A 16,012-nucleotide genomic window follows, 5' to 3' on the forward strand; every position below is an offset into this window, starting at 1 on the left:
CGATAACCGAAGAAGACCACTTTATATTTTCTATTATCAAGTGAATCTATTATTCAGGTCTTCTCTGAAGCTTCACAGACTTCTGAATCCAGCAGCCAACTTGAATAGTTTGTCCTTCTTCTTTGTTGGCAGTAAAGATATCACCGATGGTCGGGAATTGTGCTTTAGCCTGAGACATTTTTGCCGCGTTACCGGCAGCAGCGTAATAATCGTAAGCTGCAATAAAACGTGCTCTATCATCTACCTGACTCTGAAGTTTGTCACAGCTAGAGCTAGCCATTACCATATCACCAATCATGGTGTACATGTCTTCCTTCAAAGTTGGGTCAACTTCAACTGCCTGAATCGCATATTTTCTTGCCTCGCTGTAGTTCTCCTGAATTCTCTCAGTAGTTGCAATTTGCTTAAATGCTTTACCCTTGTCGGTATTGTCATCAGTCAATTCAACAGACTTTAAGAAGTACTCTTTAGACTTATCAAATTCTTTGTCGGCACCAAACTTAACACCCAACATGTAGCCTACACCGTAGTTCGGGCTGCTAGTAAATACAACCTCGGCCGCTTGAGTAAACCAAGCCTCATCAGTACACCCGCCAGAATAAGCAAAAGCAAAGATTTTGTTGGCTAGTTCTGCATCATTAGGATTTTGCTGGAATTCAGGAACCAATTTCTCTGTAATAAATGCACAGTCAATAAGGTTCAAGTCAGCAAGCTTGTTATCAATATCCTCTTTAGTTTTTACGTAACGAGAAGTTGATTTATTAGCAGCCTTAGCTTGAGCAATTTGGTAATCGATATGCTCTGAAACTCTATCGTAAATGGCGAGAATCTCCTGATCCGTGATGCCTGTTTTACGTGTAAACGCCAAAGCGGCAGCTTGCATGTAATATCTGGCTACAGGGTAGAATGCTTCATTTCCTTTTAGCTCATAAGTCTTTTTAAACAAGTCAAGCGTGTAGTTTGTCTTCTCTGCATCTTTGAAGTAGTATCTAAATGCATGGTTAGCCTGACGGTCAATTACTTCTGCTTCATCACCTGGGAAGTTATCGTAACGCAACTGATATAACTGCATTACTTTATCTGCTGCAGCTATTCTTGCCGCATCGTCTTTAGCCGACTCAACCGATTCGTCCCAAACTTTAATTCCGTTGATGTAAACAGAACTACTCAATTTCGGGAATTTGGTGATCAGTTTTTCTAAAGGAGCTTTTGCTGCTTCGTAGTTGCCCTGCTTGTAGCTATCGTCAAATAGGGTCCACAAAGTTTGCGCTTCTGATCTTTGTTCTGGATCTTCTGGAAAGTTGAATTGGGCGTTTGCCACAAAACCAACCGCCAAAAAAGCCACTATTAAAAGAGCTTTTAATCTCATGATTCTAGTAGTTTTAGTTAAATTTCTGTCTTGCGAACCAGGTTACGTCTTGTAAACTGAATCCTAAATATACCTTAATGTAATCTTCTCTTATTTTTCCGTTCGAAGTATCACCACGCTGCCCTATGGTTGCGCCAACATTTATGTGGCTAAGCCCCCAAAAGGCGTTCAACGGTAATGCTGCTCCAAAACTTATGCCAAGATCATTAACCTCGTCATTATTAACCAAATAAGGAGTCCTTTCGTAATGAACCCCGAATCTATAACTAATTCTTCCCAAATACTTAGGAGATTGGAAATTTGGGAGTAATTCTCCACCAACGGCAATTCTAAAGGCTTGACCGAAGTTTGGCTCCTCTGTTCCATTAACTCTTCTGTACTTTGTCCAGTCCTGAGTTTGAAAATCTACTCCAATGGCTAACTTCTGAAATCGCTCGTAGCTAATACCAAAACCAAATCGCTCTGGCACAAGCACCTGAGTTTCCAAATTATTTACCAGTGTATCTGTACTGAATACATTACCACCAGAAGCCTGATTCTCTAAAGTGATGAAAGCAGTTTCCTTTAAAGTTACTTCAGGATTATAGAAACCTCCAATATTTAATCTACTTAAATCTGAAATTGGCGCTTTGTAAACAAAGCCACCCGATGCCGTAATTTGGCCAAAGTTAACCACTCCATTTACTACCGAAGTACCAAATGAAGTAGGTCTTAATCCTTCAAGGTAGAAGCGGTCTTCTTCTTGAATAGAACCAAAAATATACGAAATTTTTGCTCCAATTAATAAGTTACCAAAACGAAAAGCATTGGTTACCGCAGCCTCATCAAGGCCGCCAACACCCGACACTTCCGTAATTGCAGTAGAACCTTCTGGCCCCGGCTCAGACTGTGTAAAGGCATATTTTACATTGGAATATGGGCTCAAATTGATTCCGATATTCCACTTAGTAAGCTTTATAGGCAGGTTGATTGAAAGATCTTTAAACCCCGCGGTAGTTCCGCTATATTTTTCAACACCATTGGCGTGAGTCCTATAATCTAAGGCTGCATCGAACTGGAAAATGGCCTCGTTGGTAGTTGCTGTAAGGGCTGGGTTAATGTTATTGGTATAGAACCTGTTATTGTAGGTAACACCCAAACCGCCCATTGAAGAGTTGTGAGAATATCCGCCCCAGTTAGGGTCTCCGACACCATAAACCGAGTAGGCCGACTGCGTATTTTGTGCCATAGCAGGCATTAATACAAAAAAGCCCAAAAGTAGGGCAGCTATAAATTTCTGACTTCTAAGCATTGTAAAGTTAACCCGATTCAATCCAACCAGCACTTTTTCGAGGGCTACAAAGATGTCAGATTTTATTTTAGATTCAAACAATTTGACATTTGCTGCCATCTTAATGGTCTTTAAATCAGGATTTTTTAACATTAATTGGGAGAAGGGGGCGATTTGAAAACCTGTATGGCATACATCTGCCCAATTCACCACTATTTAGAACTTATTTAATTCTATTGTATTTGAGGCATTGCGCCTAAATCATCACCCTAAATACAAGCTTTGAAAGCAGAACCACTAACCCATTGGGCCGATTTACACTTTTTTAACATCTGCTAAATAGCCGCTTTCATTGTACCTTGCTACAGAATGGAGAACAGAGATAGTTATAAGGTTATAGGCGTCATGTCGGGCACCTCGCTCGATGGCCTCGATATTGTGTTAGCCAATTTTCAGTTGCACAACAACCTTTGGTCATTCGAAATTGAAGAAGCCAAAACGGAGGTTTATCCTGAAACCATAGTGGGCCAATTAAAGAGGGGGATCAGGCTAACAGATTCTGAAATAAAAGATTTGGACCAAACACTTGGTGAGTTTATTGGCGAGGCCATAAAATTATCAATGGGAGAAAAGCTGTCCCAAATTGACTTTATTGCTTCACATGGTCATACCATATTTCATCAGCCCGAAAAAGGCATAACCCTGCAAATTGGGAGTGGTGAGTTTATTCATCAAATCACTAAAACTCCTGTGGTCAATGATTTCCGCTCGCTCGATGTTTCGCTTGGCGGCCAAGGCGCTCCGCTAGTTCCTGTTGGCGATAGAGACCTTTTTCATGAATTTGATTTTTGCTTAAACCTTGGCGGAATAGCGAACATTAGCACTAAGCAAAATGAGGAAATGATTGCCTTTGACATCTGCCCTTTTAATATGGTGTTAAACAGCTTGGCCGAACGAATAGGGTTGAGCTATGATGCAGATGGAAGGCTCGCCAGCCAAGGGCAAATCGTTCCAGAACTTTTACAGCAGTTACAAGCTATACCTTATAATAATGAGTTAGGACCAAAATCTTTAGGTGCCGAAGACTGCGAAAAGAACTGGAAACCGCTGGTGGAACCAAGCAAAAACAGTCCAGAGGATTTAATGTGCACCTATTGTGAGTATGCTGCCATAGAAATTGCCAAAGCTGGAAGCAGTAAAGCGGAAGGTAGCATGCTGGTAACCGGTGGCGGTGCTTTTCACCAACACTTTATTGAAAGGCTGAAAAGCCACTTTAAAGGTCAGGTAATTGTACCAACTGAAGAGCTTATCAGCTTTAAAGAAGCCTTGGTTTTTGCCTATTTAGGGGTGCTAAGAGTAAGAAACCAACCCAATTGTTTGGCCTCTGTAACTGGGGCAAAACGCAATAATTCGGGTGGAAAACTCATTGGTTTCTGAAACGAAACATAATCTTAATCTTTCCGAATATTCGCTTACAATCTGATTATAAGCACATTAAGATTTAGCAAGCTTCACCAATTCTCCCGACTACATGAACGGGATTTGAAATCTTAACTAAGAAGTCTATTTTAGCGATTCACATCAATCTACATGAGACGCAGCGCTTTATTCACATATTTAGCAGTAATACTTCTTACTGTATTTTCTCAAAACCAGATCGTTGCCGCTCCTTTTTTTTCCGAAACCAATGCAATCGTTGAGCAAAACGAGCACGGTAGTGAGCACGGCACGGAAGAACACGGAGAGGACCAAGGGCATGGGGAGGCTGCCGAACATGAAGAAGGCGGACACGAAGGAGATGCACACGGGGCACCTCCGGGCTGGACGGTAATTCCTTTTGTGCTGCTATTGGGTATGATTGCCACAGGCCCGCTTTTCTACGAACATTTTTGGCATAAGAACTATCCAATTATAGCAGTTGGTTTGGCCTGTATTGTGGTATTGTATTACCTATTTGTATTACATGATACACATGGTCCAGTTCACGCTTTGGCAGAATACCTGCAGTTTATTGCACTTTTAAGCTCCCTATATATTGCTTCTGGGGGTATAATGATTAATGTGGACAAGCGTGCTACACCAATGGCCAACGTAATTCTGCTATTGGTTGGGGCTGTTATTGCCAACCTAATTGGTACTACGGGAGCTTCAATGCTATTAATCAGACCTTTTATAAGGTTGAACAAAGGTAGAATTCAGCCTTACCATATTATCTTCTTCATTTTTATGGTGAGTAATATTGGAGGCGCTTTAACACCAATTGGTGACCCACCACTGTTCTTAGGGTTCTTAAAAGGAGTGCCATTTATGTGGACCGTAGAACACAACTTTGTGGAGTGGGCTTTTGCGTTGGCTCTTTTAGCCGTAATCTTCTACTTCTTCGATAATAGGAATAAAGAGGTTGATCCACTAGTTCAGGAAACCACTTTTACGAATAAAATCACCATTATAGGCACCAAGAATTTCTTTTGGCTTGCAGTTGTAATTGCTTCGGTATTTTTAGATCCGAACGTAATTGAAGGTGTGCCAGCAATTGTATACGATGGACAGAAATTCTCTTTTCTTCGTGAGTTGATCATGTTCGCGGTAGGGTTCTTCTCTTTCAAATTCGCGAATAAGGATGCCATTAATGGTAACGAGTTCAACTTTGAGCCAATCCGTGAGGTAGCTTTTATCTTTATCGGAATATTCGGTACTATGATGCCTGCCTTAGCATTGGTAAGTGAGTTTGCACAATCGGAAACTGGTGCTTCTTTAATCAATGCTAACTCCCTTTATTGGGGAACAGGGTTTCTTTCAGGGTTCTTAGATAATGCGCCAACTTATTTGAACTTCTTGGCTGCTGCTTTAGCCTCCCAGGGTGGCGACATTAGCACCATCTCAGATGTTCAGGCTTATGCTGCCGGAGGTACCTTTGCAGATTCGGTTGTCAACCTTACAGCCATTGCAGTTGGAGCCGTATTCTTTGGCGCCATGACTTACATTGGCAATGGACCAAACTTTATGGTTAAGTCAATTGCAGAGCAAACTGGTATCCATATGCCATCTTTCTTTGGTTATATCCTTAGGTACTCGGTGCCAATTCTATTACCAATCTTCTTTATTGTTTGGTTGGTATTCTTTGTGCTTTAAGCGCAGCTCAAAAAAAGCTTTAAAAGAAAAACCGGTGTTAAGCCGGTTTTTTTGTTTAGTCCCCTTTTTTGGCTCAACCCAAAGCGATTGTATTCGTTACCAAAATTTGGTACTTTTAATAAAAGCTATAAAAATGGGCAAAAACACATCTATCTCACTTGGAAGTCATTTCGAAGAATTCATTCAAGCTGAAGTTAAATCAGGTAAGTATAGTTCTGTAAGTGAGGTTGTACGTTCTGCTCTTCGTTTATTAGAAAAGGAAGAAGCGAAAGAAAAAGAGCTCATAAAAGCTTTGGTAACTGGTGAAGAAAGTGGCTTTGTTGATGATTTTGATCCTCAAGAAAATCTTAAGCAGCTACATCAAAAACATCAATGAGAAAATACCGGATAAGCACACAGGCTATTAACGACTTAAATAATATCTGGCTGTTTACATTTAGGAAATGGTCCAAAGCACAAGCCGACAGGTATTACCAGCAAATTATTGATGAAATAGAGTTTGTGGCTCAAAATTTCTATGCTGGAAAATCGCTGGAGCACGCACGGCACAACTATCGATATTCACCAGTTAAATCTCATTTGGTATTCTACCGAAAAGCCGAAGGTGAGGTGGTCGAAATTGTCAGAATTCTCCACCAACGAATGGATGTAAAAAAGCACATTGAATAAGCACCTTATCAAATACCTCTGGTCTTTCAGGAACAATTCTGTTTAAAAGCGAGTATCTTATAGTATGAATGGCTTCTACTACGATATGTTTTTAAGTGGGCTTACTTATGTAATACTGGTTTACTTAGCCTTTAGGCTAATGCGAAAACGCAAAAGGCCGAACATAGGTGGAGATGATGGTGGCCAAAGGAATGCTCCAAAAACCCCGATACTAGATTTACCGCCTGGTATAATCTGGCACAGCGATTTAAAGCAAAAAGAAGATATCCCCGTTTAGTTACACTTGTCGCAAGTGCCGGTAATTAGATAGTTACTTTCCTCGTAAGAAAACCCGCTAGGTAAACTCACCTTAGGAATATGCACATTTTCAAGGCAGGTAGTTTCACCACAGTTGTTACACTTAAAGTGAATATGATCGTGCTGATGCTCCACTTCAGAGCAGGCATCATCGCAAAGGGCATAGTGCATGGTGCCAGTATCGTCAAGCACCTTATGAATTAACCCCTTTTCTAAAAAAGACTTTAGGGTACGGTAAATGGTCACCCGGTCATACTGGCTGTCCATTTCCGCTTCAATGTCGCTATGCGAAATGGCCACATTCTTGTTCAAGAAAACACTAATAATATCGGCACGACCTTGCGTGTGGCGCAACGAGTGGTCTTTTAATATTTGTTTGATCTGCGTATTCACTGCTTAAATGTAAACATTAAGTATTACTCTTGACAAACAGACGTTTAATTGCTCTGCCAAGTTTCTTTTCTTTCTCCCAAAAGAACGAAAACTGTCCAAAAATAAATCCATACACCAAAAGTAAGATTTGGTACAGTGGGAATATGAAGATCAAATAGAGGGCCGTTCCCTTCCAACCATGAAAATGATCGAGGCCTAGGAAACTGAAAATCACTTTTTTAAGAAAAAGTACAGAAGAACCGGTCAGCGCAAACACCACCAAAATCAACACCACTTGAAATAGCGACTCAAGCCCCCATTTCTCTTTCATTCTTTCTAAAAAACTCTGCTTTGCCACGGCTTTTAATTTTACCGAACAAAGGTAAGCATCTTGTAGAATTATAAAACTTTTGGAGCGATTCGCCTTCCATCCAAAAAATAGTGGCAAATGTAGTCTAGCGCATGATTATTCAATATCTTAGGACTCTTAACCACCAAAAACTATGAACCGACTAAGTGATTATTCTAGAATGCTAGTAGCCATGGATTTGACAAAAATGGACGAGTCCGTGGTGAGTTATGCCAGTGTGATAGCACGTGCGTTTAATTTCGATTCGGTTTATTTTTTACACGTTACCACCTCGCTTGAGCTACCTCAGGAAATTCATGAGAAGTATGGTGATATGATGGCTCCTGTGGACGAGACGCTTGAAACGGAGATGAATCAGACCATTAAAGAGTTTTTTGATGCACCCGATGCCTGCGATGTAAAAGTACATGTAGCCACAGGCAACATTACCAACGAGGTGCTTAAGTACTCAAAAGTAAAAATGGTGGATCTTATTCTTTTGGGTAGAAAGGCTGAATTGACTGGCTCTGGGCTTCACTCTAAAAAGATTGCCAAAAGCGCCTCGGCATCCATTCTATTTGTGCCTGAAAAGCCAATTCTCAAACTAGAAAAGCTACTTATTCCGATTGATTACTCTAAGTACTCGGAAATGGCCTTTATGTTAGGGGTTGATATTCAGAAGCACTTTGGCTGCAAACTATTGAGTAACCACGTTTACCGTGTGCCAACAGGCTATTATAAGTCGGGAAAAACCTACGAGGAATTTGCCGATATTATGTTGGAAAACACCAAAAAGGATTGCGACAGATTCTTTAGCAATATGGAGCTTGATGGCGTGGACTACGAGCACACTTACGCACTGGATGATGACCCGCATCCGGCAGATAAAATCTATCGCACCGCAGTTGAAGAAAAGGCCGATATGATTGTGCTAGGCTCTAAAGGTCGCTCTGGCGCTATTTCAATGCTTATTGGTAGTGTAGCGGAAAGACTGGTAATGGAAGACAATGATATTCCGTTATTGCTGGTAAAAAAGAGAGATGAGAATATCGGCTTGCTTGAAGCCTTGTTCAGAATTTAGTGGACAATTTCTGCCACCATTTCCATTTGCATATCCTTTTTCAAAATCATCGACTCATTAGCCGTAATGGTGTAGCTAGTAAGCAGGCCTTGGTTAAATCGTAACAAATACTCGTTTTCTACCTGGTAAATGATGTTGTTGTCTTTGGTTTGAACACGCACTTCGGTGAGTGACTCATTTTGATACGCACATTCAATTACTTGCACCAAATTTTTAGGGCTTTTGCTGGTATAAATGTCTTTGGTAATGCCATCGCCAACAGCGAGAGTCTCCTTATTATATGCGTCTACTAGGCCAAACTTGTTAATGTTGGCCGCATAGAACAGTTGAAACTGGCTTTTCCATTCTTTTTCATTGGCAATTACGGCTTCAAAGCTCTCCGTTTCACCGTTAATGGTTACGCGTTTATTTAGCGTAAGTGTTTCAGCTGCTAACAGCCCCTGCTGCTCATCGAGCAATTGCTCAATGTCGAAATAAAGGTCTGGTCGCTCTGCTTCAGCATTTTGCTCTTTAGGAGCGCAGCCAAACAAAGCGACCAGTAGAAATATTGCTAATGTTTTTCTGATCATAGTAAAATATCGCCTGTCATTTCTGCAGGAATTTCTACACCCATCAATTTCAAAATGGTTGGTGCCAAATCACCCAGTTTACCATCTTTCAATTCAGGACGTAGCTCTTCATCAACCAAAATGCACGGTACTAAGTTCGTGGTATGGGCAGTATTTGGGCTTCCGTCAGGGTTTACCATAATATCGGAATTACCGTGGTCGGCAATCACAATGGTAGTGTAGCCAGTAGCCAAGGCTACATCAATCACCTCTTTGGCACAAGCGTCTACCGTTTCACAAGCTTTTACTGCTGCATTAAAGTCGCCAGTGTGGCCAACCATGTCGGCATTGGCAAAGTTTAGGCAAGTAAAATCTACAGATCCTGCTTCCAATTCAGGAATGATGGCATCTTTAATATCTGCAGCGCTCATTTCTGGTTGCAAATCGTAAGTAGCCACTTTTGGCGATGGGCAAAGTAAGCGTTTCTCTCCTTCAAACTCAGTTTCTCTACCTCCACTAAAGAAGAACGTTACGTGCGGGTATTTCTCAGTTTCTGCAATTCTTATCTGCTTTTTGCCATTGTCTGCCAAAACCTCACCCAGAGTTTTTTCCAAATTGTCTTTGTCAAAAATTACCTGAACGCCCTTGAAGGTATCGTCATAGTTGGTCATTGTTACATAGTCCAACGCCAGTTTTTTCATACCAAAGTCAGCAAAGTCTTCTTGAGTCAAGGCTTGGGTAATTTGCCTGCCTCGGTCTGTTCTAAAATTGAAGCAGATTACGGTATCACCTTCTTCAATTTTCGCAATTGGGGCACCGTTTTCGGTTTGAATAATCGGTTTGATAAACTCATCGGTTACACCCTCATCGTAAGAGGCTTTAATACTTACGAGCAAATCCTCCGTTTCGGCACCTACGCCATTAACCATAGCATCGTAGGCAAATTTTACACGCTCCCAGCGTTTATCACGGTCCATGGCATAATAACGCCCCGTAATCGAAGCTACTTTTACACCGGTAGTTTCGCCATGGTTAATTACATCATTCATGTAATTGTAGCCACCTTTAGGGTCGGTATCTCTACCATCGGTAAAGGCATGTACAAAAGCATTATCAATTCCAGCATCGGCACAAATGCTCATTAGCCCCTTAAGGTGGCCAATGTGACTGTGCACACCACCATCGGATACTAAACCGATTAGGTGAACTCTTTTTCCGCTTTGTTTCGCTTTAGCGAGGGCTGCTTTCAATGTTTCGTTCTGCGCCAGAGTGCCTTCCTCCACAGCTTTGTTAATTTTTACCAGATCTTGGTAAACAACACGGCCAGCGCCAATATTCATATGGCCAACTTCTGAGTTACCCATTTGTCCATCGGGCAAACCAACCGCCAAACCGGAAGCTTCCAATTTGCTGTGAGAATACTTAGTATAAAGACTATCTATAAATGGAGTTTCTGCTTTGTCGATGGCCGAAACAGTGGTGTCTTGCGCCAACCCCCAGCCATCCAGAATCATTAATAATACACGCTTATTCATGCCATAAATATAAATATTAATGAGGGGTTTGTATGGCACGGGGCATTGTATTAATTTAAATTTCCATTACTGGTAAGAACGAACATTGGCATCATTTTCGTTAACCTTCTGGCGAACAGAAAGAAATGACTTCAGTCTATAGATATTTTTTAGTAACAATGCTCCTTTTTGGAGCCACAAGTGCCTTTGCTCAAGAGGCAGAGATTATTGATTTGGTAGAAGAAGCCCTTAAATCGAGCAGTTCACGCGAGATTTCTAAGCACCTTCATAACAAAGTTGAGATAAAGCTTGATGGCGAAAGAAACGAGTACAGTAAGAACCAAGCCGAAGTAGTACTGAAACAATTTTTTCAGGACAATACGGCAGAAAGCTGCGAGTTTGTACATCAAGGTAACAACAACGCAGGTGGAATAATCTACGCTATTGGTTCTTATCAAACTTCATCGGTGAGCTACCGTGTGGTGGTAAGGGCCAAAAAATTCAGCAAGGAATTTAAGGTTTACCGCCTCGAATTCACCAAAGAACGCTAGCCTAATTCTGCGCTTCTCCTCGTTTGTGCTACTTTTGTAGCATGAGACCTACCTATGTAACTGATAAGGATTTACACGAATTTGTTGACCGCGCTTTAGCCGAAGACTTGGGTGACGGAGATCACTCTTCGTTGGCTTCAATTCCGGCTGAAGCGGTTAGTTCTGGCTACCTTTTAATGAAAGAAGATGGCGTGATTGCTGGTCTCGAGTTAGCAGCCGTTATTTTTCATAAGCTCGACCCTGCCATGGAACTTACTGCCTTGGTAAAGGATGGCGATTTAGTAAAAAAGGGAGATGTGATTTTCCGATTGAAGGGAAATGCCAGAGCCATTTTAAGCGGAGAAAGGCTCTTTTTAAACTGCCTGCAACGCATGAGCGGCATTGCCACAAAAACACACGAATTGACACAACTTATTCGCGGTACTAAAGCAAAATTGCTAGATACGCGTAAAACCACCCCCAACATGCGTATGCTCGAAAAATGGGCTGTGGTACTAGGAGGTGGCGTAAATCATCGGTATGGTTTGTACGACATGATTATGTTGAAAGACAACCACAATGATTTTGCCGGGGGCATAACCCAGGCTGTAAATGCTACCAAGCAGTACCTAAAAACTGAAGGAAGGGACTTAAAGATTGAAGTGGAAACGCGTAACCTAGCAGAGGTAGAAGAAGCATTGGCAGTAGGTGGCGTAGACCGCATTATGCTGGACAACATGAGCCCGCAGGAAATGACTCATGCTGTGGCACTTATAGATGGCCGCTCAGAAACCGAGGCGTCCGGTGGAATTACCGCTGACACCATTCGGGCCGTTGCGCTAACCGGAGTAGACTATATTTCCGTTGGTGCTTTAACCCACTCTATAAAGAGTCTGGATATCAGTTTAAAGGCCGATTCATTTGAAAAATAAGAATAAACGGAATTTTTTAGTCATGTTGGTTGAAGCCTTGGTTTTGATCATTATGTTTGTGTTCCTTTTCAGACACTGTGTTTAGAAATTCCAAAAAATGATAGTTAAAACGAAGAAATACGCACTCGATAAGAAAGCCTATATGAAGGCCGGGTTGAAAAATGTGCTGAGTGATCAGTGGTGGGTATTCCTAATCGCCATTGCTATTTCGGCCATGACATTCGTGGTGCCGTCAAACTGGTGGTGGATCGGTGCGCTAATTGCACTAACCCTGTACATTCTTTTCTGGGTAATTCAGTTTGCGGGTGTAACGCAACTAGAGCAAAGTAAAATGCTTTTCGAAAAGCTTTCTTACGAAATTGATAGCCGACAAATCTTAATTAAACTCAACTCTAAGCAAGGCATGCCTATGAAATGGGAACAGATTAAGAAAGCTTGGATTGATAAAAATCAAATTGTACTAGTGGTGAGCAAGGCACAGCTGATGCTTTTCCCTCACAACGTTTTCAAAACTCAAAACGAAGTAAAATTTGTTGAAACAATTTTGAAGCGAAAAGGGTACATTAAATAAAGGATAACTTTTTCAATAAGAACTTACCTGCACAGCCCAAAAGGCTGTGCTTTTTTTATCCAATAACCTTTTATCTCGGCTGGTTGGATTAGCTTTGTGGCAGAAATCAATCACTTGAACTCTCGCTACTACATAGAAGGACTTTTGGCCGTGCTAATCTTTGGTATTACACCGCTCTTTATAAAAGAAGTATCGGCTAACGCCTACACCATTGGTTTAGTAAGGCTAGTAATTGGCAGCAGTTTTCTGTTTGTAATGGCTAAGCCTAGCAAGCTCAAAAAGCTTAATAAGTCTGAGTGGAAAGCCTTGGTGTTTATCGGCTTGCTTTTCGGAGTTCATTGGATCACCTATTTCATTAGCATTAAGTTGGCCACACCTTCCATGGGTATCTTGGCGGTCTCTTCCTTTGGCCTGCACATGATTTACCTTAACTGGATAATTAAAGGGCAAAAGCCTAAGGCTATGGACTTGTTTACAGTGCTATTGGCCGTTACGGGAATCTTCTTTATTGTACCCGAATTCACATTGAAGAACAATCTTACGGCCGGTATTCTTATTGGCTTAGTAAGTGGTTTACTCTTTGCAGGGCTTCCTTTTTTACAGCAAAAACATCAGTCAATTTCTTCGTTTTCGCGTGCTTTCGGTCAATATGCATTTGCGTTACCGGTCTTTTTGCTTTTCACCCATAAAACCAACTGGACGCTCAGTACCACAGACTGGTGGTACTTAATTATTTTAGGTACACTCTGCACGGTAGTGGCCCATACACTTTGGCTGCGAGCCACAACCATGCTAGAGCCAACAACCACAAGTTTAATTTTTTACCTAGGCACGCCAATCGCCATGACCTGCAGTTACTTCTTTTTAGATGAACCTATGGGAACCTCCAAAGTAATTGGTGCGGGACTAATTATCTCTGCAAATGTGTTGGGCGTTATTTCGAGGAGTAGAAAGAAGCTAAAAAGTACATCTGTAAAGTAGGCACTAAATTCCTACTGCAGCAAGGTAGTTTTAACCTAAACCCATCCCTTAAAGATTCAATCAGGCTTTATTCTATCTAGCAGCTTTTCAAATGCATAGAAAGGAAATGCCAGAATCAATATTCCCAGCGGAAACCATAAAGCTGAGGTAAGCAGCCCGGTAAGTTGTGGAGAAACTATATAAAGGATAGCCCTTAGAATAAGACATCCACCTGCCACTTTAGCTAAACCAATAAGCTTTCTCTTATCAGAGCCTTTCTTTAGTTTAATTTCAGCTTTAATCTCTTCAACAGACTTTTCCTTAATAGCCATAACCAGCCCCCATACTATTTACTCAATACCAGATACTATCATCCACCCAATACTACTTCAATCCGGCCCCTTTAATAATGTCGTCAACCACTTCAGGGTTAAGCAATGTGGAGGTATCTCCTAGGTTTGACAGGTCTTTGCTGGCTACTTTTCGAAGGATTCTGCGCATGATTTTTCCCGAACGTGTTTTTGGCAAACCAGGTACAATTTGCACTTCATCCGGCTTAGCTATAGGCCCAATAATTTTTCTAACCGTATCCTTTATTTCGTTCTTCAAGCTTTCTTCTGTTCTACCTTCCATATCGCAGATTACGTAGGCGTAAATGCCTTGGCCTTTTACCTCATGCGGGAAACCAACCACGGCCGACTCTATTACTTTAGGGTGCTCGTTAATGGCATTTTCAACTTCGGCAGTGCCCATTCTATGACCGGAAACGTTGATCACATCATCTACACGGCCCAGAATCCTGAGGTAGCCATCATGATCTCGTTTGGCACCATCGCCTGTAAAGTACATGCCTTTATAGGTAGAGAAGTACACGTTTTTGCACTTTTCATGGTCGCCATAAGTGGTGCGTAAAATCGATGGCCACGGGAATTTAATGCAGAGGTTTCCTTCCACATTGTTGCCTGTTAGCTCATTGCCTTCTGCATCTACAATTACTGGTTGAATACCCGGCAGCGGCAGCGAAGCATGAGCCGGTTTATTCGGGGTAATTCCCGCTAGGGCAGAAATCATAATTCCACCTGTTTCGGTTTGCCACCAAGTATCGACTAACGGGCAATTTCCTTTGCCAACATGATCGTGATACCAGTGCCAGGCCTCTTCGTTAATCGGTTCACCTACCGAACCAATTACCTTAAGCGACTGCAAGGAATACGGCTCTAAAGGCTCTAAACCATGGGCCTGCAAGGCACGAATGGCCGTTGGGGCGGTGTAAAACTGATTTACCTGATACTTGTCGCAAATTTCCCAGAACCTACCAGCGTGAGGAAAAGTAGGCACACCTTCGAACATTAGTGTGGTTGCACCAGCCAATAGCGGCCCATAAACTATGTAAGAGTGGCCTGTGATCCAACCTACATCAGCAGTACACCAGTACACATCGCCTTGCGTGTATTGAAACACGTTTTCGAACGAATATTGCGTGTACACCATGTAGCCGCCTGTAGTGTGCACTACACCTTTTGGTTTACCAGTAGAACCAGAAGTGTAAAGGATGAAGAGCATGTCTTCCGAGTCCATTTCTTCCGCTTTGAAAGCTGCTGAATGACCCGCAATAGCATCGTGCCACCAAATGTCGCGATCGGCCTTCATTGTCACTTCCTCGCCAGTACGTTTTAGCACAATCACCTTTTCGATGCTCGGGGTATTTTCAATGGCTTCGTCCACCACAGCTTTTACCGGAATCTGCTTAGCACCGCGGAAGTTACCATCGGAAGTAAGCACCATTTTGGCCTCACAGTCATTAATTCTGTCGGCTAGTGAGCTGCTGGAAAAACCCGCAAAAACCACGGAATGCACAGCACCCAAACGCGCACAGGCCAGCATGGCAATGGCCGCTTCGGGCACCATAGGCATGTAAATAATTACGCGATCGCCTTTTTGAATGCCTTGCGCTTTGAGCGCATTACAAAACTGGTTTGTTAACTCAAACAGCTCGCGATAGGTGATAATTCTATTGTCTTCTTTAGGGTCATTCGGTTCCCAAATAATGGCAGGGGTATCGCCTTTGGTATGCAGGTATCGCTCGAAAATGTTTTCAGTAATATTCAGTTTACCATCTACAAACCACTTTACATCCGGTCCTTCAAAATCCCAATCGAGGGTTTTGTCCCAAGTTTTCTTCCAATGAAAAGACTCAGCAATGCGCGCCCAAAATGCCTCGGGCTGAAGCACGCTTTTTTGGTACTCGTGAATGTATCCGGATAGGGTTTGAATTTTATGGCTCATAGGTATTATTTAATGCTTGAAAAATATACGCGATTTGAACCGGAGGTCAAATCTAATTCGCTGAGAAGGCTCTATTCTTCTCTTATCAGTGGTTTGGCCTATCTGAGTGAAAACGTTTTCCAATCAAATTCT

The 16,012-nt window shown here is 42.0% G+C and carries 18 protein-coding genes; 10 read left to right on the top strand and 8 right to left on the bottom strand.

Features of this window, described 5'->3' with window-relative positions:
* Positions 1–49: 49 nt before the first annotated feature.
* Complete coding sequence (locus BMW98_RS02580) at positions 50–1,369, bottom strand: hypothetical protein (protein WP_090256821.1); 1,320 nt, start codon at positions 1,367–1,369, stop codon at positions 50–52.
* Between the two features lie 13 nt (positions 1,370–1,382).
* Positions 1,383–2,759, bottom strand: coding sequence for a BamG family beta-barrel-assembly machinery protein (bamG, locus tag BMW98_RS02585; protein ID WP_139177368.1), 1,377 nt, complete (start codon positions 2,757–2,759; stop codon positions 1,383–1,385).
* A 249-nt stretch (positions 2,760–3,008) separates the two neighbouring features.
* Between bamG and BMW98_RS02590 the strand changes: the two genes are divergently transcribed.
* The 5 genes from BMW98_RS02590 to BMW98_RS02610 all read left to right on the top strand — a co-directional run bounded on the left by BMW98_RS02590 (position 3,009) and on the right by BMW98_RS02610 (position 6,717).
* Complete coding sequence (locus BMW98_RS02590) at positions 3,009–4,076, top strand: anhydro-N-acetylmuramic acid kinase (protein WP_090256823.1); 1,068 nt, start codon at positions 3,009–3,011, stop codon at positions 4,074–4,076.
* A 153-nt stretch (positions 4,077–4,229) separates the two neighbouring features.
* Complete coding sequence (locus BMW98_RS02595; RefSeq protein ID WP_090256824.1) at positions 4,230–5,771, top strand: sodium:proton antiporter; 1,542 nt, start codon at positions 4,230–4,232, stop codon at positions 5,769–5,771.
* On the top strand, positions 5,743–6,147 hold the full coding sequence (locus BMW98_RS20570; protein WP_245733470.1) for a type II toxin-antitoxin system ParD family antitoxin: 405 nt from the start codon (positions 5,743–5,745) through the stop codon (positions 6,145–6,147). The genes BMW98_RS02595 and BMW98_RS20570 overlap by 29 nt, the downstream gene beginning before the upstream one ends.
* Positions 6,144–6,440 (top strand): type II toxin-antitoxin system RelE/ParE family toxin, encoded by a 297-nt coding sequence (locus BMW98_RS02605; RefSeq protein ID WP_090256825.1) that lies wholly within the window; start codon positions 6,144–6,146, stop codon positions 6,438–6,440. Before BMW98_RS20570 ends, BMW98_RS02605 begins: the two co-directional genes overlap by 4 nt.
* Positions 6,441–6,504: 64 nt before the next feature.
* Positions 6,505–6,717, top strand: coding sequence for a hypothetical protein (locus BMW98_RS02610; RefSeq protein WP_090256826.1), 213 nt, complete (start codon positions 6,505–6,507; stop codon positions 6,715–6,717).
* Here BMW98_RS02610 and BMW98_RS02615 read toward each other — a convergent pair.
* Both BMW98_RS02615 and BMW98_RS02620 read right to left on the bottom strand, forming a co-directional pair.
* A complete protein-coding gene (locus tag BMW98_RS02615) occupies positions 6,714–7,130 on the bottom strand; it encodes a Fur family transcriptional regulator (protein ID WP_090256827.1) in 417 nt (138 codons plus the stop codon). The genes BMW98_RS02610 and BMW98_RS02615 overlap by 4 nt on opposite strands.
* Before the next feature lie 16 nt (positions 7,131–7,146).
* Complete coding sequence (locus BMW98_RS02620) at positions 7,147–7,467, bottom strand: DUF6787 family protein (RefSeq protein ID WP_245733471.1); 321 nt, start codon at positions 7,465–7,467, stop codon at positions 7,147–7,149.
* A 145-nt stretch (positions 7,468–7,612) separates the two neighbouring features.
* On the opposite strand from BMW98_RS02620, the gene BMW98_RS02625 reads away from it, so the two are divergent.
* Positions 7,613–8,539, top strand: a complete 927-nt coding sequence (locus BMW98_RS02625; protein WP_090256828.1) for a universal stress protein — start codon at positions 7,613–7,615, stop codon at positions 8,537–8,539.
* Here BMW98_RS02625 and BMW98_RS02630 read toward each other — a convergent pair.
* Both BMW98_RS02630 and gpmI read right to left on the bottom strand, forming a co-directional pair.
* Positions 8,536–9,108 (bottom strand): hypothetical protein, encoded by a 573-nt coding sequence (locus tag BMW98_RS02630; protein ID WP_090256829.1) that lies wholly within the window; start codon positions 9,106–9,108, stop codon positions 8,536–8,538. The genes BMW98_RS02625 and BMW98_RS02630 overlap by 4 nt on opposite strands.
* Positions 9,105–10,622 (bottom strand): 2,3-bisphosphoglycerate-independent phosphoglycerate mutase, encoded by a 1,518-nt coding sequence (gene gpmI / locus BMW98_RS02635; protein ID WP_090256830.1) that lies wholly within the window; start codon positions 10,620–10,622, stop codon positions 9,105–9,107. Before gpmI ends, BMW98_RS02630 begins: the two co-directional genes overlap by 4 nt.
* Positions 10,623–10,780: 158 nt before the next feature.
* On the opposite strand from gpmI, the gene BMW98_RS02640 reads away from it, so the two are divergent.
* The 4 genes from BMW98_RS02640 (at position 10,781) to BMW98_RS02655 (ending at position 13,615) form a co-directional block, all read left to right on the top strand.
* Positions 10,781–11,152: a DUF4783 domain-containing protein gene (locus BMW98_RS02640; RefSeq protein WP_162844658.1), complete on the top strand. Its 372-nt coding sequence runs from the start codon at positions 10,781–10,783 to the stop codon at positions 11,150–11,152.
* Positions 11,153–11,193: 41 nt separating this feature from the next.
* Positions 11,194–12,063, top strand: coding sequence for a carboxylating nicotinate-nucleotide diphosphorylase (gene nadC / locus BMW98_RS02645; protein WP_090256832.1), 870 nt, complete (start codon positions 11,194–11,196; stop codon positions 12,061–12,063).
* 97 nt (positions 12,064–12,160) lie between these two features.
* On the top strand, positions 12,161–12,634 hold the full coding sequence (locus BMW98_RS02650; RefSeq protein WP_090256833.1) for a YcxB family protein: 474 nt from the start codon (positions 12,161–12,163) through the stop codon (positions 12,632–12,634).
* A 96-nt stretch (positions 12,635–12,730) separates the two neighbouring features.
* Positions 12,731–13,615 (top strand): DMT family transporter, encoded by an 885-nt coding sequence (locus tag BMW98_RS02655; RefSeq protein ID WP_090256834.1) that lies wholly within the window; start codon positions 12,731–12,733, stop codon positions 13,613–13,615.
* Between the two features lie 56 nt (positions 13,616–13,671).
* On the opposite strand, the gene BMW98_RS02660 is transcribed toward BMW98_RS02655, so the two are convergent.
* Together BMW98_RS02660 and acs are read right to left on the bottom strand one after the other, a co-directional pair.
* A complete protein-coding gene (locus BMW98_RS02660) occupies positions 13,672–13,926 on the bottom strand; it encodes a hypothetical protein (protein ID WP_090256835.1) in 255 nt (84 codons plus the stop codon).
* A 52-nt stretch (positions 13,927–13,978) separates the two neighbouring features.
* Entirely contained in the window at positions 13,979–15,880 is a 1,902-nt protein-coding gene (acs, locus tag BMW98_RS02665; RefSeq protein WP_090256836.1) for an acetate--CoA ligase, read from the bottom strand.
* Between the last annotated feature and the right edge of the window lie 132 nt (positions 15,881–16,012).

Origin of the sequence: Roseivirga pacifica (genome assembly GCF_900111145.1) — a bacterium.
Taxonomy (GTDB): Bacteria; Bacteroidota; Bacteroidia; order Cytophagales; family Cyclobacteriaceae; genus Roseivirga; species Roseivirga pacifica.